The sequence below is a fragment of the Okeania sp. SIO1H4 genome (assembly GCF_010672695.1).
Classification (GTDB): domain Bacteria; phylum Cyanobacteriota; class Cyanobacteriia; order Cyanobacteriales; family Microcoleaceae; genus Okeania; species Okeania hirsuta.
In genome coordinates this window covers 123,218-149,042 of the sequence record NZ_JAAHGB010000005.1, presented here as the reverse complement: position 1 = coordinate 149,042, position 25,825 = coordinate 123,218, and the positions used below count along the sequence as shown (strand labels likewise).

Below are 25,825 nucleotides of genomic sequence, written 5' to 3'. Positions count from 1 at the left end.
AATAGCATTTTTCAGGTCGGAAATCATCTTTTTTGTCAAAGGGAATATCCTGCACCTGTCTTTTTATTTCTCTTACTATTCGTAACATTCTTTTTTTTTAATTGGTATAATATCATGTCCGTTTGAATACTTATAAATCAGGGAGTAGGGAGTAGGGAGTAGGGAGTAGGGAATAGGGAATAGGGAATAGGGAAAATATAGAGATTTGCTCTGCAAGTGACAGGATAGTTTTTTTCATCACTAATTATCCGGACATGATATAACTGGTCTTTATAATTTATAAGTAATTTAACCACCACTTGCCTCGATGCTTTTTCTTATACTTAGCAAACCAGTCACAGATAATGTATAAAAGGAAGGTTATTAACAACCAAATTAGATAAACAATTGGTAAATCATACCCAAATTCTTTTGGTTTCCAATTGATGCCTACTTGGGAGAAAGTAAAAGGTTCTATACCATATCTAGACAAGGCAAATAAAATAGCGGTTAGATGAATTAAGTAGATGTGGATAACATAGAAAAATAATGGTTGTTGCCCTAATATAATTAATGGTTTAAAATAACGTATTTTTGTTTTTTCCAAACAATAAAGTAATAATATTGCTAGACCGAGTGTAATTAGTAAATAGAGTAGAGAAGGCGGATATTTATGACAATTGATAAAGGATAGTAAGGTATTAGGAAAGTTAGACTGGATTGACCAAGGATTGGGGTCGCCATAAATATTAGTTGCTCGGATAATGATAAAAGCAGCAATCGTACTTAAACCGATGTTTATTAATAGCTGAAGTCGCCGTTCTTTTTCCATTTCAAACAGTGTTCCGAAAGCATAACCTAATGCCATTACTCCGATCCAAGGAATCAGAGGATAGAGGATAAACAAGCGAAACCCAGAAATTGGTTCAATCATTTTTTGCTCGTGAAGTATTGTCCAAATCCAACCAATATTTCCTAATTGTTCTGCTTGTACGTTATCAAAAAGATTATGTCCGACTATCAGGAAAATTGCGATCGCGCTAGCGGAGCGGAACGGAGTTCTATCGCAGCAATTGTCCGAGTAGGAAGATAGATCGCTGCTGCTAAGAAAATCATCGACCATCCGATCGCCCACAATACTCCGGCAGCAGAAAAAGTGAAATTCAAGTCAAACCTCCAGCTCAAACGTACTACTGTTAAATCTAGAAATACTAACCACAGTCCTCGGAGCAACAAAAACCGAGAAAGTTGTTGTTTAGTTTTGCCACGTTTGAGAGAGAGATAAGCACTAATTCCTGCTAAAAAAATGAATAGAGTTGTCGCTAAATAAAGGGAAAAAATCACTCTAACCTAGACAGAGCAATAATTCCCAGCATTTTTGCTATCCAATAGCTACAATCCTTACAGAACAAGGTTTTTGGGGAATTTTTAAGTTATAAAGCGACAAGTCTAATGTAGGCGCGCAAAGATGAGTCACCCATCGTGTCAAAAACAGAGGAATATTTGACTGAGTAAGGTCTAAAGGATTAAAGTCGGCATTGGAAAAAAATCCTCGTACATGGTCTAATGTCATTAGCACCATTACGAGACGAGTCCACGCAAAAGGTCTATTGATATTATTCGTGGAATGCGGTCTGGAGTTTGATTATTTGCGATTAAGACTAGCTGGTTTATATTAGATTTTTCCATCGGTGAGCGTGATAAATTAGTTGCTATTCAAACAACCAACATTTTTACAATATTTTCCTTTCCACAAGATAACACCATTGGCAACAATTTCAATATTTGAAGTGTATTTTACATCTGAAGAGCGATCGCGAATTATATCATGTCTGGTTGCATCGTTAGTGTATAATCAAGTTGAAGAAAAAAAGAGCGATACGGCGCTCCACCACGCTCCACGAACGCCACTATGCCAAAACGCTTTATAGAACCCATTGGATATGTCAGCATCTAGCACATATTTAGATTTTTTGTTGATGCTGGCATAGATGGCTGCTATGGCATCATGCGTTGGCCACCGGAAAAGACCATAGCTATTAGGTTCAAAACGTCCCTCCCATTCTGCTTCCATACCTAATTTCACCAGGACTTGTAATGCATGATCGTACATTGTTGGAATTCCCAGCGGTCGTTTTTCATCCTTTCCTGGTTTTGGTATCTAGACTCTAAAGATAGATTTTAGGTAAAAAGGGTATAAATCCAGTATTGATAAGGGTTTTAGCCAATTTTATGGATTTGACGTCTTTCCCCTGCCTAGACATTTTTTCGGCTATAAACTAGCCAAAAAAATGTCTACAGCAGTTTTTATTTGAATCGACCACAGTAGGGACGTTCCATGGAACGTCCCTACAAGTATTATTGTTTTGAATGTGTGGTTCACCAATCTGAAAAGCGCTGTAAGTACCATTATCTAGGAATAACTGAAGTTATTAGCCAATATAGCTTATGCCTGAAAAAATTTTTCTCTACATTTTTCTCTACAATTGTAGGTTTTGTAGGTTGTTTCATTACCTGTAATAATGAATTTAAAGCATAATCTTCAGATGAGTTGACTTGCCGATCAAAAAGAGCAATATTCATCGCTAAAGGAAGAGCGATCGCTGCTACATCTGGCTCTAATTCTTCAACTAATAAATCAATAGATTGAGGTACTCTAATCGCAGAACGAATTCCGTCTAACATATTTTCATCTAATCCCAATTGTTGTAAATTAGGACATATTTCTTCCCATTTAATTTTCTGATTTGGTTCCCCTGCTTGAATAAGATAAGCTATCAACCTTTGCAGTTTTCCTTGTTGCTTGGCTGTCATTATTTGGATCGGTTCGGTTGCAGTTATTTCTTGGGAACTATTTTGAGGTTTTTCTATATTAATACCATCGACAATTTTTTGCCAATCTTGGTTATCGCAAGATTCTGGTTTTTCTACAGTTAAGGAAATAGTTATTTTTTTGTCTAGATTAGCATTAAGTTCGATTACTTCTGCTTTTACTCCCAAAAAACCTAGCCATTTAGCAATTGTATGAATTAATGTTAGACGGGTTGAGTGACAGTTTGCTAATAACCGAACCTGGGTCCGAACCATGGGGCGAACTATTTGTGTCAGCATTATGATTAACGTACTGTCTTCGTTATAAGTTTACTTTTCTATAAGATAACTAATTTTTTTTGTCTGAATAGCAATTTTAGCTACAGATTTTTTTTTGCCTTGCAGTATTCTGAATTAAATCTCAAAATTCCTACCAAATTTGATATAATACTAAACTGATAAATGTTTGCTAGATTTTCTTGAGCGGGGGAGTAGGGGAGAGGTCATTTCAGTTATCAGTTATCAGTACCTCTCTACCTGTTTGCGCAGCATTCCGCAGGAAAGTCAGAGGCTTAAAATATTGAACTTGATTTTCTCTTGGTAGATTGGATATGGCGCAGGTTTCTTCCCCATCCCTCTAGCGCTTTTTCATCCCCTTTAAAGGAGGCTTTAGACCTTATTTTTCGGTAAAAATAAGAATAATTAATAATAACTGGCTAATAATTATCAAAAAAAATATTTAGTCTGTGTTAATTACTTAATAATTGAAGTATTACTTAAATATAGCATTCTTTTTTCAAATTGGTATAATACTAAATTGATAAATGTTTGCTACAAATAGCTAGTGTCGCTACGCGGAAGTTAAAAGTTAATCATTTTTAATTTGTAATTGTTTTATGATTTTGTAACTGGTTAGTTATTTCCACCATCTTGCACTAGGGTATTTCTTATAATTTCCTACGGAATGCTCCGCAAACAGAATTCAGGAGTCACACGGGAATAGATTTAATAGCATTTTTGATGTTGTAAATTATCTTTTTCATCAAATATATTTTTTAGGCTTTGCTCTCTATAATTCTATGTTTTATTAAATCTTAATTCCTTATTTGATACAGCAGATTCCACTTTAGTACACCAGTCGCGGGCAAGATACCCGCACTACAAACATTGAATCTTAATTCCTTATTTAATAATTTAGTATTTTCGTCTAACCCCTAAAACCTAAGCCCTAAAACCTCAAACTTTCTTCATAGCATTCTGGCAAAATGTTCTAACAATAATCGATGAATAAAAATATAGCCACCTCCTACTTTTTGTAAAAATATTAACTGGGTTGCATAGTCAAGAAAACGAGCATAATTCCAAGGAATATAACCATTAAAATATAAAATAACTCGTAAAATAAAATGTTTAACACAAGCTTCTCCCCCTCCCACAGCTAATCCGAAAATCAACCCATATTGACCCCATACTATGAAGGATAAGTCTAATAATTTAGCAGATAAACTCATTAATATAGCTGCAATTAAACCAAAGATTAAAGAATTTTTAGTTGACAGTAAAATTCCTTGATTGGGAATTGTAACTTCTTCTATTCCCGGACCTGTCATACCACGAACTATTCCTAGAATTATTCCTAAGCTTAATCCAAATATTGCTCCTCTAACCGTAGTAATATAGAAATTATGCTTGAAGATAGCTCCTGATAATATCATAAATAATAGACCAGAAATTATTCCTCCAGTTATGCCAATAATTACTCGGTTGATAGTATATTTTCCTAACCATTTTAAATTAGTGACTGTTTGAATAGTTTTAAATCCAAAAAAACGCCAAAAGTATACACAATGAAATGTTACAACCCACACTATTTCAGACAAATCTAAAAATTCATGAAATACATTCCAAAACAAGAAGAAAATTATTGTCAAAAGAATAATAATATAACCAATAATATAAATTTTATTGCGTAGCCAATAGGGCTGCATTCGTTCAATTAAAAATACGGTTTCTGATTCTCTAACCATTTGCTTTGCTAACCAACTTAGCCATCTTTTGACTTTCTCTTGAGAATAGGGAATATTAACTGAACGACGCTTAAACATTCGCTCAATATAAGCATTAAATAAATGTTTTCTCAATTCAGTATTACTACGACCAGTTAATTCTTCAATTGATATTCCTTGATAAGCTAAACTGATAATACTTAAAATCAAAGGAGACCGGGAAAATTCTTGCAATTTAACATCAGATTCTAATGCTTTTCTTACTGCTGCTAATTCTGAACCTGCATTTTTTAAATATTCTTGAATTTGCTCTAAACTTAAGGGCTGTAAATAAATAGCTGCTTGAAATTTTAACTGACTTGAAAGGGCTTCATAATCACGAATCCGGCTACAAACTACTATTTCTGTCTGCCCGTATTCTTGACATAATTTATTCAAAGCATCTACACAATCTTCTCGTTTTTCTCTACTAACTTCATCTAAACCATCAAGTAGTAAAAGTAACCTTTGTTCTTTTATCCAAGTTTTACCAATTTGTTGATAAACTTGATATTTAGTATGTAATTCTATAACTAACCAATCAGCGATCGCTTGTTTTTTACCTTCCCAAGAAGACAAGTTAAAAACAACAGGTATTGGTTGAGTTAAATCAGCTTCAGTTCTATTAATTAAATCTCGTGCTAATTCTAATAAAGTTGTCGTTTTGCCAGAACCAGGTTCACCCAAAATTAATAAAGTTCGCCCCGCGCCTAATTCATCAAATTTATCAATAATTCGAGTACCAGGCGGTAATTTTTGCTGGGGATTTTCTAAGTCTGACCATAGTAAACCCCAAGGACGATTTACTGCATTTTTTCGTTCTTCTAATCCTAGTTCAATTAATACTTTGCCGTGCAAGGAAGTTTCTAAAACACCTTTAACCCAATAATTTTTTACCTTGTTCAACAATATCTGACTATTTCGATATTCCTGCCGATTTATTAATAAGTTAGTATCCGAATTTCGCAGATATTTACTATCTTTTACTATTCCCGCTTCTGGCAAAACATTATTTATCCAATTTAGATTAAAAATTGCTTCATAAATGCGATTATAAACCTTTAATTTACCTCGGTTATGAATAACTAACCCAGTTAATCTTAATTCTAATTGTTCAGGACTTTGATTAACTTTTACTCCTTTTGTCTGCAAAATTTTTTGATATAACAATAATAACTTCTGACGTTGATTACTTAATAAGAGGCGATCGCGAATAGTCCGTAAATGTTGTGGTTCATCCTGACTTTCCCAATTATCTATTATCATGCTTCGGACAAAATTTTCTACCCATTCTTTCTCCCTACCAAGGGGAATAAAAGACTCAGATTTTAGGATGAGTTGGCATAGCTTCTGAGTCAGAAAAGGTTGCCCCCCAGTCCAATTTAATATTGCTTGTAATATTTGTTGATGATTATTATATTTTGTAGCTAATCCTGTTACTAAAGGTTGAGCTTCTTTAAAACTAAAACCAGTTAATTCTATTCCACGACCAATGTTAAAAGGACTCCCAATTTTATCTCTAATTAGATCAGCAGGAGTAGCTACACCAAAAAAAGAAAAAGTTAAACGTTTATATTCCTGATTTTGCCCTCTTTTGTCGTAACAAGAGCGAATCACCCTAAAAAAATCATCTACTTGAAATTTTAAACTAAGGGTACTATCAATTTCATCAATAAAAATTATAATATTTCGGGAAATTAACTTGAGAATAATCGATTGAATAAATTTGCTAAAACGCTGCCCATAAGATAAATTATTATGCTCAAACCACCAACTTGTTAAATCGAAGCGATCGTATAAATCCAAACTACTAATAATACTGTCAATTACACTTGCATACCACTGTTCGGGAGTAATGTCTAAATTACCAATTGCACTTAAATCGATACCAGCACAAATAATTCCTTCCGTTTGTAAAATTTCCATAGTTTGTATTCGCAAACTAGACTTACCCATCTGTCGAGAATTAAGAACATAACAAAATTCTCCTGCTTTTAATCCACGATATAATTCTAAATCTGCTTGACGTTTAATATAGGTAGGAGAATCAATTGGCAAACATCCACCAACTTGATATTGATAATTTGTCATAGCTTATTTTGACAGAAGGAAAAAAAATAAAATTTTTATATTTTCGAGGTTTTAGCAATTATACCAACTTTAATTGATCTGAAAAAATATTATTTATCACTAAAGTGGTTTGAGCAACCTACATTTTTCCAATTTGTCACAAATTATCGAGAGTTTGAAAGAGGTGAAAATATTTTTTTATAGATCGAGTTAGCGATCGCCGGATAGTATGATTGAAACCAACTTTTCATACTTTTACCAGAGGTCTAATTCCTGACTATCCCCCCATCAATTTATAGAACCCATTTGAGAGCTATTTAAAAAGAGATGGGGAGATGGGAGCATTTTTCTACCTTTTTCCCCTTTCAAAATAGATGGGTAGATGGGGAGGTTGGGAGACAGGGAGCTGGGGAGTATTTTTCTACCTTTTTCCCATATTCATTCCCTCCACCTCCTGACTCGGTTCTCCTGACTCCTGAGTCCTCGCAAAAAGCTGAATCGCCCACAAAGATACCAAATGGCTTCTATAATGGGACTTAAAAATTTTTAGGTCGAAAAATGGCGCTCGTGTCAGTCTAGATAAGGAAATTACATCAATGCCCTAAAAATGCCTAGAACCCTTGGTAATTAAGGATTTATGCATTTTTGACGTAAAAGCCTCTGCCCATCTATATTTGAGCCTATTTTCTGGCTTTATTGTGTGTAAGTCCCACTAATAGGTATTTCTTAAGTTTTGTAGTAGAAACTTTACCTGAACATTAGAAATATCCGCGCTTTCAGGCCGGAGAGGATGTCAAGTTTGAACATTGGTTTTGTATTCTTAATTATTATCAGAAGCTGACAGACCAAGATAAACCAGCAATGTTAATTTTTGAGAAAAATAAAGAATTGATGGATGCTGAAGCTACTTTTATTTGAAGTGTAGAAAAATTGCTAGCAATATCTCCATCTTAAGTGAAAAAAATAATCGCGAATACTTATAGCGATTTTCACAAAGGTAGACTATAGACAAAATATAAGTATGTTTTAAGTTTAATAAGTTACAGACCTGACAGATGTATTCTATGTTAATGAAAACCGCTATAATTTTGAAAAATCTTGAAAAGAACAACACTCCTCAAATACAAAGCAGGGATGTTCCATCGAACATTCCGATAATTATCGTTTTCATTGACTATTTTAAGGCAGCCTATTGTGGGATATCTTCCCATTGTAGGGACTGCCGCGCAGGATAGCTTGTGCAAAAAATACTCTCGACATCTAGCTATTTTACGATTAGCTACTTGATAATGGCGTGAGGTTTCTGCAACAGTTAAATATTGAAGATGACCCTATATCATGGAGATACCTGAGATGGAGACGAGGGAGGTAAGTCTTCTATTTGAGCTAAGGTTTCCTGAATACGCGGAGTTGCGAAAAACCTTTTTGCATCCTCCAGCAAGCGTTTTCCCCACAAGTTTTGGTCAAGATAATCAATATCTGCATATCTACTATCTAGTTGTAGAGCTTTTTCTCCCATAGCAAAACCTTGTTGTTTATCCCCTTTAGTATAAAGAGCTACTGATAGCGCTAGAAGTGGTTCTGCTGCCTTACTATCTAAAGAGATAGCTTCACGCCATTTTCTGATCGCATCATCCACATTTCCCATCTCGTACTCAACTAAGCCAATATTATTAATTGCAGGCCATAGATTTTTTTCGAGGGAATAAGCTTCTTCATATTGATCGATCGCTCTTTTAAACTTACCACGTTTGTAATAAGCATTACCTAGATCGAATAAAGCACCAGGACTATCTGGTTTGAACTTCAAACCTGCTCTTAACTGCTTGATAGCTTCTCCATACTCAGCTTTTTGAAAGTAAGCTCTACCAAGAATAAATCGAATATCAGCATTACTTGGATCGAGTTCTTGAGCTTGTTCTAGAGCTGTAATACCTTCTTCTAACTCTTCAGCTTGAATGTAAAGACTGCCTAATAGTGCCCAGGTCTGTTGACTATTTGGGGCTAACTCAGTGGCCAATTCAGCTCTTGATAAAGCTAACTCAAATTGTTGAAATCTTGCTAACTGTACAGCTTCCTCAGCTAAACTTAAACCCGTTTGTTCCAATTGAGCTGAGTTTAGCTGTAGTATGTGAGGAACTAATGCTTGTCCCAGCATCGGTTTCACTGTAGTGCCCCATAGGCCAAGGGTAATGAATAAAGAAACTAAGAAATTTCGATTTGGCACGGTAAAGAGTATTTATGGTTAAGAAGTTCAGTTGAAAGTATAAAGTATATAATATGATAGGATACCATTCGACTAAACTTACCCAAACTTACCCAAAACGGTATTTTGAGCTTTGGAGCTAGCTTCCTGCGCGTGCTGACGCAATGCTGCGCAAACACTGAAGACCATTGACCCCAGTCTGTAACTTATCTTCTCCACAGGTTTAAAATCCCTGGAAACTCCACCTAGTAATTCAAGTATAACAGAAGTTTTGCCATTTACCACTAAAAAATTTGAAAAAAAGTAGGGAAAGAGTATATTTAGGTAGGATTTGAGCTTCTGTTTTTACCCTAAAAATTTTATAATTTGCAGTATACTACTATTACATATATCTGAAAAAGAATCTGAAACCCTTATCCTGTCATAGGTGAAAATCTAATTTCTGGAGATGTCTATTGGAAATAATATATCTATAAATAATACATCTATAATTTCCGCTTCAGACTTTTAATAAATTCTCTTGGTAAAGATCCTCTGCTCTTTTTTTTTCAGTAAGGACTGTCTGATTTATATTTTTTCTTTTCTAGAGCGTGAACAGTATTCAATTAAACTATTGGTATAATAATTTCAAATTCAGTACCCTTGCCTGGTAAGGAATTTAGTTTAAGCTTTCCACCATGTTTTTCAGTAATAATTTGGTAACAAATAGCTAGACCCATACCTGTTCCTTTACCTACAGGTTTAGTGGTAAAAAAATTTTCAAAGATTCGATCTTGTATTTCTAGAGGAATACCTTGCCCATTATCAGCTATTCTAATAGTCAACCAATCAGACTCTTTCCTAACTATGACTTCTGTGCTTATTTCAATTTGAGGTTGCCAATCACACAAGTCCAATTCAGCTAATTTTTCATTAAGTGCATCAATACTATTACTAATTAGATTCATAAATACTTGGCTAAGTTGACCAGAATAGCAACTAATCATTGGTAAATTTGTACAATAATTCTTAAGAATTTTGATACCATTTTTAAGACGATTATTTAAAATAAGTAAGCTACTATCTATACATTCATGGATATGTGCTTGTTTCTTTTGAGACTCATCCATGTGAGAAAAATTGCGAAGACTATTCACAATTTTCAGAAGTTGTTCCGAACCCAATTTAATACCTTGAGTCGTCTCAGCTAATTCTTCCTGTAAAGAATCATAATCTATTTGTTCTTTAATTCGATTGATAATTGGAGATGGCTCTGATATTTGATCATAAGCAGATAAAAGCTTAGTAATTTCTTCTAAATAAGAAGTTAGAAATATTAAATTATTCCAAATACAGTTAACAGGATTTCTAATTTCATGGGCTACCCCGGCAACCATTCTTCCCAAGCTTGCCATTTTCTCCGTTTGAATAGCTTTTGCCTGAGTTTGTTTTTGTAGTAGATAATTCGTAAGTTCGTGAATATTTGACTGAGCGACTAATAACTGATGCACATCCAAAAGTCTATAAACATTAGCTTCTATTTCTACAACTATTGGGTCATATAATAACTCAGGCTGTCTCTGCAAAGATTTTTGTGCTGCTTCTACTATCAACGTATTACCAGGAAGAATAGATATATCTGTTTTGGAGACATGATATAAAGCTTCTATAGGTCGCTTGTAAAACATCTCCATACCATAGCGACTTCCCATTTTTTCAAAAAATAATCTTCGGGAAATCATACCAACTAATTTATCTTGCCGATCTCTCAAAATCACACCAGGCAGCAAAGGGTTGGCTTCAAACACAGTTGCAATATCTTTCCCAAGGTAGCTAGATACAATTTGAAAGTCTTGCAGAGGTAGTTCCTGTATAGTTGACTCTAAAGATAAAAATTGACTTTTAACCTCTAAATTAGGCACAATAAATGAATCTGAATATGACTCATACAAAGCAAACATATTAAGGGAATTCCTAGTATTTTTGTATCAATAGATACTATTTATCAAAATATTCCTGATAGTTTGCTTGCACATCTGGAATATATTATCATGGCTATCTTTAACTTTTCTAGCACAATCCTCAGAAGATCATCAGAGCTGATAACAATTGCTTAATTTTATTTCTTAATAGATTTGTTTGTTTTATCTAATATGTATAGATTATGTGGCCTATATCTTGGTCACAAATAAAAAAAGGTTTAATTATTTCATTGCATACTACTTGATAGATAATAATCTATATAGTTGGATACTATGATAAATTTATGACTGTAAATGTAGGTAAATCAGTAATTATTCTTATAAAATTTAAGTAAGTAAATTGAGCAAAGTACTCAATATTTTTATCTATAACTAATACCAATTTTATGTGAGGTTGCACAGAATTACGTGTTAGGTATTAGGTGGCGCGGTGGCACAGAATTATGAAATTTATTAACTTGTATATCTTGATCTACAATCAACTCTGATTAAAACATTATTCTATGCAACTTCATATTAATTTGGTATAACTATAATATATAATTCTGTAACGATACCAGTTATTTTTTAATAAATTGGGATCAAAATTTAATAAATTGAATATATGTAAATATGTGTATGATTATAGTTTAAGATATATGGATTCACTAAGCTTACCTACTTACTTAAGTAGAAATACAAGTACTCACCCGTAAGAGTTGTCATAAATCCTCAACTTTCTATATCAACAGTTTGAAAATCTTTATCCACGCTGCCTTTTTCCAGAATATTTATTATATAATCATCAAAGATGGCTGCTAGATCAAATCCTCTTAATTAGCTATAAATACTGTTTTTTTCCTTAAACTTAAATAACAGCAAAATTACTGTAGGACAAAAATATTCTAGTAATGAGTTTGGAAGTCTGCTCTATAGACGATAGGGTAAACATTAGTAAGGATTTTACTTATTTAATATTAAAATTAAACTATTTTGTTATCTAATATGGATTCAACATTGACTGCGTTACAAGAACTAATAGAAATAGTAGCAAAATTACGTTCTCCAGATGGGGGGTGTCCCTGGGATTTAGCTCAAACTTCAGAAACTTTAACTCCTTACATTATTGAAGAAGCTTATGAAGCAGTTGATGCAATAAAAAGCGGAGAGAAAGAAGCAGTAGTTGATGAATTAGGAGATTTATTATTACAGGTGGTTTTGCAAGCACAAATAGCTAGTGAAGCAAATGATTTTACTTTAGCTGAAGTCGCTCAAAATATTAATCAAAAAATGATTAGAAGACATCCTCATGTATTTGGAGATGTGAAAGTAAATAGTACAGAAGAAGTTAAGCAAAATTGGGAACAAATCAAAGCAGCAGAAAAAGGAGAAACTAATGATTTATTTAGTACAAAACTCAGTCGATACGCTCGACAGTTACCTCCACTTATGGCAGCAATGAAAATTTCTAAAAAAGCTGCTGCTCTTGGTTTTGAATGGGAAAATATTGAAGGAGTTTGGAGAAAATTTCACGAAGAAGTTGGGGAGTTTGAAGAAGCTTTACAATCTGAAGATCAGGAACATCAACAAGCAGAAATGGGAGATATTTTATTTGTTTTGGTGCAATTGGCAAGGTGGTATGATTTGAATCCAGAACAAGCTTTACAAGGAACTAATCATCGATTTTTGCAACGGTTTGCTTTAGTAGAAACAATGTGCAACCGTCCTCTTTCTGAGTATACTTTGGCGGAGTTTGAACAAATGTGGCAAAATGCAAAAGCACAATTAGCAAGGGAAAAAAAGAAGTATGTATAGCAGTTAGAAATTGGATGAAATACAAATTTATAGATAATTGGCTCTATCAGATTTTAGGTAATATTATGTCCGTTTAATAGGGTGATGAAAAATTTTCTTCTCTTGTTCCTGATTCTTCCCTCCTGACTCCTGACTCCTCGGTTGTTATTTATAAGTACTTAATTGGACATAATATAAGTATCAATAAACTTAAAATTATTCTTGAGTCAAACTTAATTCCTGCTATTGATTTTGTTGCACCAAATTAGCAAACTCAATCATCACTTTTTCATACTTTTCACCCGCCACTTCTAATAAATCAATATGACCAGCACCATCAACCCAAAAGGAAAGTTTAGGCTCATTAGCTGTGTTAAAAAGTTGTTTCCCCTGGGAAAAAGGAATCACTCGGTCAGAATTTCCGTGGATTACCAAAACTGGGCAATTAACATTTTTTATCTTATCAATATTGCGAAACCTGTCAAAGGGATAAATAGGGATGCGCGTCACAACCCGAAATGCAGTTGTAAATGAACTTTCAACTACTAAACCAGCCACAGACTGCCGGGATGCCAAATCTACTGAAGGCCCTCCACCAACTGAACGTCCATAAACAATAATTTGGTTTGTAGGTATGCCCAACTGTTGGGTCAAGTATTCATAAGCTGCATTAATATCTTGGTAGGCATTTTTCACTGAAGGATTTCCCTGACTTGTTCCATAACCCTGATAGTCGTAGGAAAATATACTAAACCCAATATCTCGCAAATCTCGCAACCTGGGCAAAATTTCCCCTAGGTCTTCAGCATTACCATGACTGTAGAGAATAGTATACTTTGCTTTGGGTAATGCTAAATAAACACCTGTAATTTGGACTGTATTACTAGACTGAAGCTTGACAAATTCCTGGTTTTCTTGATAGCTAGATGGACGGGGTAAAAAAATCAGCCGATCTGAGAAAAAGAAAGCCCAAAAACCAACAAGGACATAGATAATTAGGGTAGATCTGATTAGTCTAAGAACAGAAAATTTCCCTATAAGTAATCCTATAATATTTTTCTTATCCATAAGAAAGAACTGGATATTTACCTATATTATTCTATACGGAATAATTTGTAACGCAGCTCTAGTGTTGAGCTGGCTAGCATTATTTGTACTATTGCGAGGAATATAAATGCAATTAGAATTTCCAGATGACCTCAAGTATCTTGAAACCCACGAGTATGTAAGAATGGATGGCGAAATTGCCACTATTGGTATCAGTGCCTATGCTATTGAGCAGTTGGGAGATATTGTATTTCTGGAGCTTCCAGAGGTGGGAGATCAAATAGAAAAAGAAGGATCGTGTGGCAGTGTTGAGTCTGTCAAAGCAGTTGAAGACTTGAATGCTCCTATTACTGGTACAGTAATAGACCGCAATGAAGAAATATTAGAAAGTCCAGAGCGGTTATCAGAAGAAGACCCATACATAGAGGGTTGGCTGATGAAGGTGCGCGTTAAAGACCCTGATGAACTAGAAGGAGATGATATTTATTCTGCTGAGGAGTATCGTGAAATGGTAGAAGGAGAGTAGGTAGTAACCAAAAATATTCTCAAATCTACAACAATAGCTTGACTAAGTTCATTATACACCTCCGAACAATAATGTAGAGATGTTCCATGGAATGTCTCTACAAAGGTTGCTTGAAAATGATGGAGGAGTCATTTCAGTTATCAGTTATCAGTTATCAGAAAAAATCAGGAAGAGGAGAAGAAAGTTTTTTTTCACGCTATTAAACGGAAATTATATCAGCCTTAAATGATGAAAATTTTTCAGCAGGGGTAGACTTTTTCTGGCTAAGTTATTTGAAATAGTATCTAGTTATATCAAATCCGTTTTATTGGACATAAAAAAAATTTCCAATCGTCATAACTATGCTCATCAAAGTGATTCTCTCTACTCCTGAACTCCTGACTCCTAAATACTTAACCATTCTATAACTGTTTAACCAGATTTGATATTAAATAAGTATTTTTCAGATTATTTACCTTATCTGCGTTTATTAATTTTTCTGCCTTATTTTCTCTAACTACGGAGGAGTGATAACTCAGGAGTCAGGAGGAAAAAATCAGGAATTAGGAGAAGAAGGATAAGAAAGTTTTTGATCACGCTATTAAACGGAAATTATATCAGCCTTAAATGATGAAAATTTTTCAGCAGGGTGTAGATTTTTTCTGATAACTGATAACTGAAATGACCTTATCTGTCTTTATTAACCTTTCTGCCTTATTTTCTTTGCTGAAGTTAGTGGTATTAATGTTATTTTATTCCTCATCATAAATTGTTTTTTGTGAATTTATCTGGTCAAGCATGGCTGATATTTTTTTTAGTTAATTTGGCTATCTTAATTCCCGGATTATGATAATTTGAAGGTGATCTGATATAATAGGAATATATAAAAAAAATATAGTCGGGGTAGTACAATGAAAAAATATATATGGTTTAGTTTAACTGTCATAATCGGCTTAATACCTATATCTGTAAAAGCAGAAACATGGAATGGGGAAAAAATTTCTCAGATGATTGGTGCTATGAGTTGGTGTACAAATAATGCTGCTAAAAATCCTTCGGAAGCATCTATTTATCAATCTGCTAGACGTGCTGGAACTATAGCACTTGAGAAGGCTATTATTAATGGAGATATAGATAGTAATGAAAGCCTGAAAATTTTAAAAAAATCAGAGAGAGAGGGAAAGTATTTTGACCAAACACTGAATCCAGAGCGTTGTAAACAAATCTGGCAAAGTGTTAATGAAAATCCAAAATTTTAGAGACTGTTTGTAAATGTTATTAAACTACAACAGGAATTGACAATAATTAGTTCCTGAAATCTTTGTAGTTTTTACCGAATAATTAAGGTTGAAAGCATCTTCTTCTTTGAAGAAATAAAGAAAAAAATCCTGTTTGCCAATCCTAATCGGTTTTCAAGGGAGGTAATTGTTAATAATTAATTGTTGAAGATATGCTTCATCTATAGGACTACGCAAATAGGACGCGGATATTCCTCTATTCCCTACCCCCTACTCCTTACTCCCAATTCCGGTGCGGAATGCTGCACAAACCACTCAAATTTATTGTCAAACGCCAAAGAACTTACTGCTATATCACCCTGGGCGATCGCTAAGGACATTGTTCATTAGAAATTTTTCCATCTGGCATAATTGTTTGACACAAAGTAGCAAATAATAACGTTGTTTTTTTATCCAGTTTTGCACCACTAAGATTTGCATTAGTTAAGTTAGCTTGACTTAAATCTGCACCTCGCAAATCTGCATTATTTAATGTAGCAAAACTGAGATTTGCTTGATATAAGTTGGCATTATTAAGTTTAGCTTCTACTAATCTTGCATAACTTAAATCAGCTTCTACCAAAGTAGAATTTGTCAATTTGGCATGAGTAAAATTAGTACCACTTAACTTGGCTTTTTCTAAATTAGCATTCATTAATTGAGCATTTTCTAGATTAACTCGATCCAGAGAAACTATTCGATTGCAATCTGCATCTAATTGTCTGCATCGAATTAATTCTGTATCATATAGAAATTGTAATAATAATCCTTTGAGTATTTTATTATCTTCTAAACGAATTGATAAAGCTAATGTATTAGCCCTAATTAAATCTAAATAATCAAATTTATCCGTATCAGTATTATTAATATTTGATCGATCTACCAAAATTTCTCGTATTTCTTTCAGGTAGTTTTCCCATATTTGTTCGTGGAGGCGTTTATCAGCAATTTGTTCTTGAATCTGTTCTAAATCGTAAGTAATAAAACTGGCAATTAAACCGATAAAAACAGGCAAAAATATTTTCTCAAAAACTTCCCAAGGTTCTTTCTTAGCTATAGAGGATAAGAGGTTATTCAAGTAGATAACTGGATGAACTCTTTCTGGCTTCATTGTAATCGGGTTTAACTCTTTTTCCCGATAGATTGCAAAGACAAAAATAAAGAAAAATATGAAAGTAATTCCTATAGTATATCTGAACAAAGGCAAACTATTAATTTGTTCTAAAATAGATTCCCAATTAAAAAAATCTTCTCTTGAGTCATGCTGCCAAGTTTCAATTTGAGCATAATTAACAGTACGATCGAGTACTTGATTCTGGCGTAACTTAACTACACTAAATGATACTGATAAAATACTCAAAATTCCTAAGCCAGCAGCAATAAATTTTATTTTCATAGTCAAAAAAATACTATAGTAATCCTATTTTATTTGTGTATAAAAATCTTACTATTTTTAGGAAACAGGGAACAGGGAACAGGGAACAGGGAACAGGTAAGAGTTTCAGTTTTTTTATCTACTTTTTGATTTTTCACAACCAATTTAGGATTGCTATATTACAGCAATAGTATAAACTTTTACCGAATAATTAAGGTTTAAAGCCTCTTCTTTAAAGGAGAAAAAAGCGGTCGTTTTGCTCCGCAAATATGTTGCGTAGCATGACCTAGGAAAAAGCGCAGCTTCCCGTAGGGTGGGATGGCAAGGTCTCCTCGCCATATCCAATCGACCAAGAGAAGAAAAAATTTTCCCTACCGCGTCAATCCTCTCCTTAAAAAGAAGAGGTAATAATTAATAATTAATTGTTGAAAATATCTTCATACTGAAAAGTTTCGATTCCGTATTATTTCAGTTCCAATAATAAAAAATCAAATCAATTATCCCACAGAAATTATCAATTCTTTCCCCCTACTGCCTAACCCCTACTCCCTACTCCCTCTTTTCCGGAGATGCCTACTGATAACTGATAACTGAATTGACAATCCCAAAATTTGGCCTCTAAACAAAAAAAATTATTTTATCTCCCATGAAGTTATGAATTTTTGTTAAAACTTAATCAGAAGTTAACTCCAAGGAATATAAAAGTGGTAGTAATACACAAATCTAATACAAAGTCAACCGCTCAACTACAACACCAGAATAATGGCCAGAAATCTACTAACTTTTGCCAACGACATATTGGCCCTGCTTCTGACGCAATTCAAAAAATGTTGACAGTATTAAGTGTTTCCTCCCTAGATGACCTAATTGACAAAACAGTTCCACAAGTAATTCGATACCAAAAACCCCTAAATCTACCAAAATCTCTGAGCGAGACTGCTGCTCTTGCCCAAATCAAAGAAATAGCCTCCAAAAACCAAGTCTTTCGTTCCTTCATAGGAATGGGTTATTACGACTGCATCACCCCACCAGTTATCCTCCGCAATATCCTAGAAAACCCTGGTTGGTACACTGCTTACACTCCCTATCAAGCAGAAATAGCTCAAGGACGAATGGAAGCATTGCTGAATTTTCAAACCATGATTACAGACTTAACAGGTTTAGAAATAGCTAACGCTTCCCTACTCGACGAAGCTACAGCAGCAGCAGAAGCAATGAGCATGAGTTACGGTCTGTGCAAAACTAAAGCAGAAGCTTTCTTTGTTGACTCTAACTGCCATCCTCAGAATATTGAAGTTGTGAAAACTAGGGCACAACCATTGGGAATAGAAGTTATCGTTGGCGACTTTCGCACCTTCACCTTTGACAAACCAATATTCGGCGCACTCCTCCAATATCCTGCCACCGACGGCGCAATATATGACTACCGCAACTTTGTGGCAAGAGTTCACGAAGTGGGAGGTTTAGTTACTGTTGCTGCTGACTTACTCAGTTTGACTTTGTTAACGCCTCCAGGAGAATTTGGTGCTGATATTGCTGTAGGTAATACTCAACGTTTTGGCGTGTCTCTGGGATACGGCGGTCCTCATGCTGCCTATTTTGCGACAAAAGAAGCTTATAAACGACAAACTCCAGGACGTATTGTCGGAGTTTCTCAAGATGCTAACGGCAACCCTGCGCTAAGGTTGGCATTGCAAACACGGGAACAACATATTCGCAGGGAGAAGGCAACGAGTAATATTTGTACTGCTCAAGTTTTGCTGGCAGTGATGGCAGGTATGTATGCGGTTTATCACGGTCCTGATGGTTTAAAGGAGATTGCGGAAAATATTCACAGTTTGACTGTTAAGTTGGCAACAGGTTTAAAACAGCTTGGTTATCAAGTTGGTGCAGAATCATTTTTTGATACTATTCGGATAACAGTGGGTGCTGAATCTCCTCTGAAAAGTGCAAAAGAAATTATTGATGCTGCTGTTTCAGCAGGTATTAATCTCCGGAGTCTCGACGATCAAACTTTCAGCATTTCCCTAGATGAAACCACAACTAATATAGATGTGCAAAATTTGTGGGAAATTTTTGCTGGTGGAGAACCATTACCAGACATCGAAAACACTCCCCCCCTTACAAAGGAGAGTCAGGGGGGATTACATTCCCGCACCAGCAGTTATTTAACTCACCCAGTATTTAACAGCTACCACTCAGAAACCGAACTATTGCGTTACCTCCACCGTTTACAGGCAAAAGACTTATCCCTAACAACATCAATGATACCGTTAGGTTCCTGTACAATGAAACTCAACTCTACAGCAGAGATGATACCTGTAACCTGGCCGGAATTCGCCAAAATTCATCCTTTCGCCCCCACTTCCCAAACCAAAGGTTATCAAATAATGTTTGAACAACTAGAGGAATGGTTAGCAGAAATCACAGGTTTTAGCGCCATCTCTCTACAACCAAATGCAGGTTCCCAGGGAGAATATACAGGTTTATTAGTAATTCGCGAATATCACGCTCACCGAGGAGAAGCACATCGCAATATTTGTTTGATTCCTGAGTCTGCTCACGGTACAAACCCTGCTTCGGCAGTGATGAGTGGGTTGAAAGTTGTAGTCGTCAAATGCGATAAACAAGGAAATATAGATATTGCAGATCTAAAGGCGAAGACAGAAAAAAACAAAGATAACTTAGCTGCCATTATGGTTACTTATCCCTCAACTCACGGTGTATTTGAGGAAGAAATTTCTGAAATATGCGAAATTATCCACAGTAACGGCGGTCAAGTTTATATGGATGGAGCGAATATGAATGCTCAGGTAGGTTTATGTCGCCCCGCAGAAATAGGAGCAGATGTTTGTCATTTGAATTTGCACAAGACTTTTTGTATTCCTCACGGTGGCGGTGGTCCGGGAATGGGTCCCATAGGCGTTCAATCTCATTTAGCACAGTTTTTACCAGGTCATTCTGTGATTAATATTGGTGGAGAAAATTCTAGTGGAGCGGTATCTGCTGCACCTTGGGGTAGTGCCAGTATTCTGCCAATTTCTTGGATGTATATTGCCATGATGGGTGCAGATGGTTTGACTGAAGCAACCAAAGTAGCAATTTTGAATGCTAATTATATTGCTCAACGGTTGGAGAATTATTATCCAGTTTTGTATAAGGGTAAGCATGGGTTTATTGCTCACGAGTGCATTTTGGATTTGCGTCCGTTGAAAAAGTTGGCTGGTATTGAAGTGGAAGATATTGCCAAACGTTTGATGGATTATGGTTTTCACGCGCCGACTGTTTCTTGGCCTGTGGCGGGAACAATTATGGTGGAACCGACAGAGAGTGAGTCGAAGGAAGAGTTAGACCGTTTTTGTGATGCAATGATTTTGATTCGCCAGGAAATAGAAGAAATTGAAACTGGGAAAGCAGATAAACAGGATAATTTGTTGAAAAATGCACCTCATACCGCAGAGAGTTTGATGGTGGATGAGTGGAAACATGGTTATTCTCGACAACGTGCCGCTTATCCCGCACCTTGGACGCGGGAGCATAAGTTTTGGCCTGCTGTGGGAAGGGTTGATAATGCTTTTGGCGATCGTAATTTTGTGTGTTCCTGTTTGCCGATAGAAGCTTATAGTTAAAAGCGGTCAGCGGTCAGCTATCAGCTATCAGCCAAATTTGTAGGGTGCGTTAGACGGCGTAAATTTAGACTCTGAAAGAGATTTAGCAATCCGTCGTAACGCACCGCCTCTTTCATAATCAGGACTTACACACGGACACTAAATCCAGTGAGGGCGCAATTCGGAGCTTGGCGGAACGCCAATGCCATTTGCTTCGCATAACTATCGTTAACGCCCCTACATATGGCGTTTTAAAGATGAATTTGCGTAAGTCCTGATTATGTTCGGTGCGTTACGCTTCGCTAACACACCCTACCAGACTACTAGACTGTTGCCTGTTCCCTGTTCCCTGTTGCCTACCATCACCCGACTTTTTCAGCAAACCCTAAATATAGCAATCAAAACAAAGATTAGGAGACACTCCCCAAAAAATTAAAACCAATGTCTTACAGTAAATTCACTATAGAAGAGTTGCAAAAAACCTTTAATTTAACAATAGTTGAAACCGTGGGAAAGTTTAATGACTTGCCAGAAATTCCACCGAGTCAATTTTTACAAGAAGCATTGCAATATTACTTACCGTTAGCAGTCGCTATTGGCACAGAAAAAGCACGATCAGAGTTAATTATTGCACCGATTTTATTTGCAATCAAAAAACAGTTAGACAATCAAATAAGCATTTTTTCGGGTGTAGAATTTAATATCGATACTGAACAGGGATTGAATGGTTTTTGTGACTTTATTATTAGTTGTTCCAGTTTGCAACTTTTGATTGAAGCGCCAGTTGTTGCTTTGGTGGAAGCGAAAAACGATAATATCAAGTCGGGTTTAGCTCAATGTATGGCAGAAATGGTCGCTGCCCAAGTTTTTAATCAAAGAGAAGATAACGAAATTCCTTTAATTTATGGGGTTGTTACTACTGGAACTACTTGGCAGTTTTTAGAGTTAGAATCTCAAACTATGACAGTTGATTTGGAAGAATATTCTGTTAAGAATTTACCGAAAATTTTAGGAATTTTAACGAATTTTGTAAGTTATTCGACCGTGAGTTAGTAGTAGTGGACTGTAGTAGACTGTTTCATATAAAATGATACAATAGGAAATCTACTAGAAAATGAAAAAAAGTAGATATTAGCAGTAAACGTAAAAGCGATCTCAACGTTGCAAAAGTAGGGGCAGGTTCCGCGTTAAATTAATGGTGTTATAAATTATCTGATGATCCCGCCCCCAAGGATATAATGCACTACAGAGTTTCTCCAAAAGTGACATCTTCATACAAACTATTAATGCTAGTCCGAAAGTCAATACTTGCCAGATGAATTTCACTGCCTTGAGTGTAAGTGTGCAATACCCAAAGACCTTCAGCATTGCGACGAAAGCATTCTAAACGTTGGCGTTTTTGGTTAATCAAAACGTATTCTTGCAAAGTTGGTAATTGCTGATAGTTGGCAAATTTGTCACCGCGATCGAATGCTTCAGTGCTTTCCGATAAAACTTCCACTATTAAACAAGGATATTTTTTATGATTTGGCAAAGCTTTATCTCTGGCGTCGCAAGTCACCATAACATCAGGATAGAAGAATGTATTGGTAGTTTCTATAAGAGCTTTCATGTCCGACATATAAACACGACAACCACTGCCTCGCAGATAATTTCTCAACAGTGCAAATAAGTTTCCAGCAATGGTGACATGAGCATCACTAGCACCTGCCATTGCGTATACTTGTCCATCAATATATTCGTGTTTGATAGAGCTGAGTTCTTCTCCTGTTAGGTATTCTTCAGGAGGAATATAATTTGTGTTTTGGTTAGCAATCATGTTTTGGGAGATAGAGGTATTATATGATTGTATCATTAGCAATAACGAGAAACCAGAAACTAGCTTTCTCCAAATATGTCTCTACGGATGCGTAGGAAATATAATGTTAAAATCATGATATTTTTCATTATCAAAGCTATATTTTTTTATTTATGGAAGATTACCAAGCAGCTTTTTTAGAACGCTATTCTGATACAGAAATATTAGATAAATCAGGAATAAAAATTGGAGCTATGCACTTTGGAGGTGTCACTATTGAGTGTTTATTAAAAGCAATGATTTTTGCTACTTTACCAAACAGTGCAACTAGAGAATGGAAAACAGATAACAATAATCCAGGACATACTTTTACTAATCCAGGACATAGCTACACAGAAGCATTAAAACGACACAATAAACTTAAATCTAGAATTGATAAATTTCCTCAAGTACGAAAGTGGTTGGATGAAATTGAAAACCCAATGTGTCAACATTTTATAGATATACGTTATTTTGCTATTGAAGCTAATAATGTAAATTATAAAAACTGCTTCAACACATATCAAAAGCTTATAGGATGGCTACAAAAACAAGCTACTACACTTTAATAAATTAAAGGAACTAAAAATGCAAGAAAATTGGCAAGTATTACTAAAGCAAAATATTAAAAACCAATACGTTCAAAACTCTCAAGAATGGGTTGATGTAAATATTTCCACATCAGGTTTGCTCAATTTAACTTTAGTTAGCGATCGCTTTTTTGGTTTATCCATCCCTCATCGGAAAGAACAAATTTCTAACTTATTAAAATCTCAAGTGCCTCATTTATCTCCTGGGTTTCTTTCCTTATATACACCTAAAGAAGCTGAATCACTAAATATTTCACCTCCACAAATTTCTGAGACATTCTCATTAGTAACTTGGCAAGATTTAGCTATCCAAGCAGCAAACCCACAAAATCAACCTCAACTACCCCAGAAAGAACCCAGTATACCCAGAACAGTGACATTTTATTCTTTTAAAGGAGGAGTAGGTAGGACTACTGCATTAACTCATGTAGCCTCAATTTTAGCAATGCGAGGCCGTAAAGTTGTAGCTGTAGATTTAGATTTAGAAGCACCTGGGTTAAGTACAGCATTTAACCTTAAGGAAAAGCCAAAATATGGAATTGTTGATTATTTTTACGAACGTTCCTACTTACCAGAAGGAATAGAACCCAGTATTTTAATTACAGACATATTTAGTGAAGTAAGAATACCTAATGCCACAGGTAGAGTATTTGTTGTTCCTGCTGGATATCTTAGTCTTGATTATGTGTCTAAAGTTGACGATCTTCATGCCACAACTGTTATAGATGGAGATAAAAATCTTTGGTCTATTTTTAAGCAGGAAATTCAAGAACAATTAAAACCAGATATTCTCTTAATTGACTCTAGAACTGGGATTAATCAATGGGGTGCTTTATCATTAATTCAAGCTGCTGATGAAGCAATTATTTTTATTTTTCCTAATGAACAAAATCAACAGGGAATAGAGCTACTATTAGAATCTCTTCAAACTCTGAAAAACCTATCTATTAATTTTGTTTTTTCTCCTGTAACTGATGTGACAAATAGTGGTTTAGATAAAGTCAAAAACATTTGGAATTCCTTGCTTGAAAAGATAAAAAATGAAACATATGAAAACTATGATACTGATGAAGAAGATTCAAATACAAGTAACGAGCAACCAGAAAATGATGAATTATTAGTAATTCCTTACCTTGTACCAATTGCCTTAGCTGATAGTTATCCCATACCAGAAATACAAGATTACTATAGTAAAATCACTAATATAATTGATGAAAAAAATAATGAAATTAAACGCAGTAAAGTTTTAAATATTGTTGAACAAAGATGGGAAATTCTTGAAAATCTAAAGTTTCCTGAAGTAAATGTGGCCGATCAGAAGCAAGATTTAAGCTTATTGTTTCAGCGCACTACTGATTTTGAAAAATTTTTAGATGACACAACCTGCCTAATTCGAGGGAAAAAAGGAACAGGTAAAACTGCCCTATATTGGTTATTTTTAAAACATCAAGAACTAGCTCAAAAATTAGCTCGCGGACGGTTAGATAATACTGTATTTTTATCAGGACACGGTAGATTTCAAGAAAGTAGACCTACCCGTGAAGAATTTCAAATTATTCATGGAACTTTGCAGGAAAAGAATGGAACATGGGAAGCTTTTTGGAGAGCTTATTTACTATTTAGATGTGATCAGGAAGAATTACTAAAATTTCCCAGAGGTAATAAAGGTAAAAGGGGAAAGTTTACCGAGCTGAAAAAAATAATTAATAATTTACCAAAAGATACATGGCAGTCTGAATCAACTAAAGCTTTATTAGAATTATCTACTAACTCTCAACTCATACTTACAGTTAAAGATGCAGTAAATATTATTCTTAATCAAGAGGCAAAAGAAAAGTCTCAAAAATTATGGTTTCTTTACGATGATTTAGATGAAGATTTTTCGGAAGCAGGAGAATTAAGACAACAAGCATTAACTGGATTATTTCAATTAGTTCAGTCTTGTGATGCAAGTAGACTAACAGAAATTAGATTTAAAATTTTCTTGAGAGAAGATATTTGGAATCGTTTAAGTTTTGATAATAAAAGTCATTTTACTGGAAGGGATATTATTTTACAGTGGAATCAAATAGACTTTTTACGTTTAGCGCTTCGTCAAGCAATACAATCTCAAGATTTCAAAAATTTAGTTGACCAAGTTTCTCCTGTTGCTGTTGAAAGTATAGATATAGCGAATGAAGAAGAGCTTGATAAAGCATTAGAATTACTATGGGGAAGTCGTCGTCGAAGAGGAAAAGTATCTCGATGGGTTTATGAACGCTTAACAGACTCAAGTGGCACGACTTTTCCTCGAAGTTTAAGTCTATTACTTGAAGGAGCAAAAGAACAAGAATTAACTTTCAGAGGAAAATCATTAACTCAAATCCGTACAGAGCGTCTACTGCAAGGAAAATCTCTAGAATTTGGGTTAAAAGAAGCATCAAAAAAGCGATGTCAAGAAATTAAAGAGGAATATCCCTATCTAATTAATTTCTTTGATTCTCTTAAGGGAAAATTAGCTTTTTTAACAAAAGAAGAATTACAAGAAATATGGCAGAACTTACCAGAGAAAATTCTAGAAAATTTTGAAGAGTTTATTTCTTTGATGGGGGAAATAGGAATTATTGAATTTTGGGAAAAAGAAAAACGCTATAAATTTGCAGATATATATGTTTATGGCTTTGAAATAATTCGCCAAGGTACAGTATAGAAATTTCTATCTGCCAAATTTGCCTAAGTCTTATTAGTGAATTATCTCAATT

The 25,825-nt window shown here is 34.9% G+C and carries 17 protein-coding genes and 1 pseudogene; 8 read left to right on the top strand and 10 right to left on the bottom strand.

The window, feature by feature from the left end; all coding sequences use genetic code 11:
- Positions 1-277: 277 nt before the first annotated feature.
- Both F6K06_RS03445 and F6K06_RS03440 read right to left on the bottom strand, forming a co-directional pair.
- A complete protein-coding gene (locus tag F6K06_RS03445; RefSeq protein WP_287242205.1) occupies positions 278-1,102 on the bottom strand; it encodes a heparan-alpha-glucosaminide N-acetyltransferase domain-containing protein in 825 nt (274 codons plus the stop codon).
- Positions 1,000-1,323 (bottom strand): hypothetical protein, encoded by a 324-nt coding sequence (locus F6K06_RS03440; protein WP_287242208.1) that lies wholly within the window; start codon positions 1,321-1,323, stop codon positions 1,000-1,002. The genes F6K06_RS03445 and F6K06_RS03440 overlap by 103 nt, the downstream gene beginning before the upstream one ends.
- 365 nt (positions 1,324-1,688) lie before the next feature.
- Between F6K06_RS03440 and F6K06_RS03435 the strand changes: the two genes are divergently transcribed.
- Complete coding sequence (locus tag F6K06_RS03435) at positions 1,689-1,910, top strand: hypothetical protein (protein WP_124154333.1); 222 nt, start codon at positions 1,689-1,691, stop codon at positions 1,908-1,910.
- Here F6K06_RS03435 and F6K06_RS03430 read toward each other — a convergent pair.
- The 5 genes and pseudogenes from F6K06_RS03430 to F6K06_RS03410 form a co-directional block, all read right to left on the bottom strand.
- Positions 1,910-2,140: pseudogene (locus tag F6K06_RS03430) on the bottom strand (RNA-dependent DNA polymerase); the annotation flags it as partial. The gene F6K06_RS03435 and the pseudogene F6K06_RS03430 overlap by 1 nt on opposite strands.
- Positions 2,141-2,388: 248 nt before the next feature.
- On the bottom strand, positions 2,389-3,090 hold the full coding sequence (locus F6K06_RS03425; RefSeq protein ID WP_124143022.1) for a hypothetical protein: 702 nt from the start codon (positions 3,088-3,090) through the stop codon (positions 2,389-2,391).
- Between the two features lie 947 nt (positions 3,091-4,037).
- On the bottom strand, positions 4,038-6,926 hold the full coding sequence (locus F6K06_RS03420) for an AAA-like domain-containing protein (RefSeq protein ID WP_287242212.1): 2,889 nt from the start codon (positions 6,924-6,926) through the stop codon (positions 4,038-4,040).
- 1,315 nt (positions 6,927-8,241) lie between these two features.
- A complete protein-coding gene (locus tag F6K06_RS03415) occupies positions 8,242-9,063 on the bottom strand; it encodes a tetratricopeptide repeat protein (RefSeq protein ID WP_192901031.1) in 822 nt (273 codons plus the stop codon).
- Positions 9,064-9,716: 653 nt separating this feature from the next.
- Entirely contained in the window at positions 9,717-11,051 is a 1,335-nt protein-coding gene (locus tag F6K06_RS03410) for a sensor histidine kinase (RefSeq protein WP_287242216.1), read from the bottom strand.
- A gap of 1,005 nt (positions 11,052-12,056) precedes the next feature.
- On the opposite strand from F6K06_RS03410, the gene mazG reads away from it, so the two are divergent.
- Positions 12,057-12,866, top strand: a complete 810-nt coding sequence (gene mazG, locus F6K06_RS03405; RefSeq protein WP_124143019.1) for a nucleoside triphosphate pyrophosphohydrolase — start codon at positions 12,057-12,059, stop codon at positions 12,864-12,866.
- A 222-nt stretch (positions 12,867-13,088) separates the two neighbouring features.
- Here mazG and F6K06_RS03400 read toward each other — a convergent pair whose 3' ends face one another.
- A complete protein-coding gene (locus F6K06_RS03400) occupies positions 13,089-13,913 on the bottom strand; it encodes an alpha/beta hydrolase (RefSeq protein WP_124143018.1) in 825 nt (274 codons plus the stop codon).
- 106 nt (positions 13,914-14,019) lie between these two features.
- Here F6K06_RS03400 and gcvH point away from each other — a divergent pair, with 106 nt between their 5' ends.
- Together gcvH and F6K06_RS03390 are read left to right on the top strand one after the other, a co-directional pair.
- On the top strand, positions 14,020-14,418 hold the full coding sequence (gcvH, locus tag F6K06_RS03395) for a glycine cleavage system protein GcvH (protein WP_124143017.1): 399 nt from the start codon (positions 14,020-14,022) through the stop codon (positions 14,416-14,418).
- Between the two features lie 890 nt (positions 14,419-15,308).
- Positions 15,309-15,656, top strand: coding sequence for a hypothetical protein (locus F6K06_RS03390; RefSeq protein WP_124143016.1), 348 nt, complete (start codon positions 15,309-15,311; stop codon positions 15,654-15,656).
- A 349-nt stretch (positions 15,657-16,005) separates the two neighbouring features.
- On the opposite strand, the gene F6K06_RS03385 is transcribed toward F6K06_RS03390, so the two are convergent.
- Positions 16,006-17,070 carry a pentapeptide repeat-containing protein gene (locus F6K06_RS03385; RefSeq protein ID WP_124143015.1) on the bottom strand — a complete coding sequence of 355 codons (1,065 nt, stop codon included), beginning with the start codon at positions 17,068-17,070 and terminating at the stop codon, positions 16,006-16,008.
- Between the two features lie 683 nt (positions 17,071-17,753).
- Here F6K06_RS03385 and gcvP point away from each other — a divergent pair.
- Positions 17,754-20,678 carry an aminomethyl-transferring glycine dehydrogenase gene (gene gcvP, locus F6K06_RS03380; RefSeq protein ID WP_192901030.1) on the top strand — a complete coding sequence of 975 codons (2,925 nt, stop codon included), beginning with the start codon at positions 17,754-17,756 and terminating at the stop codon, positions 20,676-20,678.
- Positions 20,679-21,098: 420 nt separating this feature from the next.
- Positions 21,099-21,710, top strand: coding sequence for a hypothetical protein (locus tag F6K06_RS03375; RefSeq protein WP_287242219.1), 612 nt, complete (start codon positions 21,099-21,101; stop codon positions 21,708-21,710).
- A 190-nt stretch (positions 21,711-21,900) separates the two neighbouring features.
- Here F6K06_RS03375 and F6K06_RS03370 read toward each other — a convergent pair whose 3' ends face one another.
- Positions 21,901-22,476, bottom strand: a complete 576-nt coding sequence (locus F6K06_RS03370) for a Uma2 family endonuclease (RefSeq protein WP_287242222.1) — start codon at positions 22,474-22,476, stop codon at positions 21,901-21,903.
- Between the two features lie 152 nt (positions 22,477-22,628).
- On the opposite strand from F6K06_RS03370, the gene F6K06_RS03365 reads away from it, so the two are divergent.
- Entirely contained in the window at positions 22,629-23,063 is a 435-nt protein-coding gene (locus F6K06_RS03365; protein ID WP_124143013.1) for a hypothetical protein, read from the top strand.
- Between the two features lie 19 nt (positions 23,064-23,082).
- A complete protein-coding gene (locus F6K06_RS03360) occupies positions 23,083-25,773 on the top strand; it encodes a ParA family protein (RefSeq protein ID WP_124143012.1) in 2,691 nt (896 codons plus the stop codon).
- Positions 25,774-25,825 lie beyond the last annotated feature (52 nt).

Bases quoted from the DNA above. Each gene is read 5' to 3' on its own strand.
- F6K06_RS03425 (WP_124143022.1), bottom strand. From the start codon at position 3,090: ATGCTGACACAAATAGTTCGCCCCATGGTTCGGACCCAGGTTCGGTTA.
- F6K06_RS03370 (WP_287242222.1), bottom strand. From the start codon at position 22,476: ATGATTGCTAACCAAAACACAAATTATATTCCTCCTGAAGAATACCTA.
- F6K06_RS03400 (WP_124143018.1), bottom strand. From the start codon at position 13,913: ATGGATAAGAAAAATATTATAGGATTACTTATAGGGAAATTTTCTGTT.
- F6K06_RS03365 (WP_124143013.1), top strand. From the start codon at position 22,629: ATGGAAGATTACCAAGCAGCTTTTTTAGAACGCTATTCTGATACAGAA.
- mazG (WP_124143019.1), top strand. From the start codon at position 12,057: ATGGATTCAACATTGACTGCGTTACAAGAACTAATAGAAATAGTAGCA.
- F6K06_RS03410 (WP_287242216.1), bottom strand. From the start codon at position 11,051: ATGTTTGCTTTGTATGAGTCATATTCAGATTCATTTATTGTGCCTAAT.
- F6K06_RS03415 (WP_192901031.1), bottom strand. From the start codon at position 9,063: ATGCTGGGACAAGCATTAGTTCCTCACATACTACAGCTAAACTCAGCT.
- F6K06_RS03420 (WP_287242212.1), bottom strand. From the start codon at position 6,926: ATGACAAATTATCAATATCAAGTTGGTGGATGTTTGCCAATTGATTCT.
- gcvH (WP_124143017.1), top strand. From the start codon at position 14,020: ATGCAATTAGAATTTCCAGATGACCTCAAGTATCTTGAAACCCACGAG.
- F6K06_RS03390 (WP_124143016.1), top strand. From the start codon at position 15,309: ATGAAAAAATATATATGGTTTAGTTTAACTGTCATAATCGGCTTAATA.
- F6K06_RS03375 (WP_287242219.1), top strand. From the start codon at position 21,099: ATGTCTTACAGTAAATTCACTATAGAAGAGTTGCAAAAAACCTTTAAT.
- F6K06_RS03385 (WP_124143015.1), bottom strand. From the start codon at position 17,070: ATGAAAATAAAATTTATTGCTGCTGGCTTAGGAATTTTGAGTATTTTA.
- F6K06_RS03445 (WP_287242205.1), bottom strand. From the start codon at position 1,102: ATGGTCGATGATTTTCTTAGCAGCAGCGATCTATCTTCCTACTCGGAC.
- F6K06_RS03360 (WP_124143012.1), top strand. From the start codon at position 23,083: ATGCAAGAAAATTGGCAAGTATTACTAAAGCAAAATATTAAAAACCAA.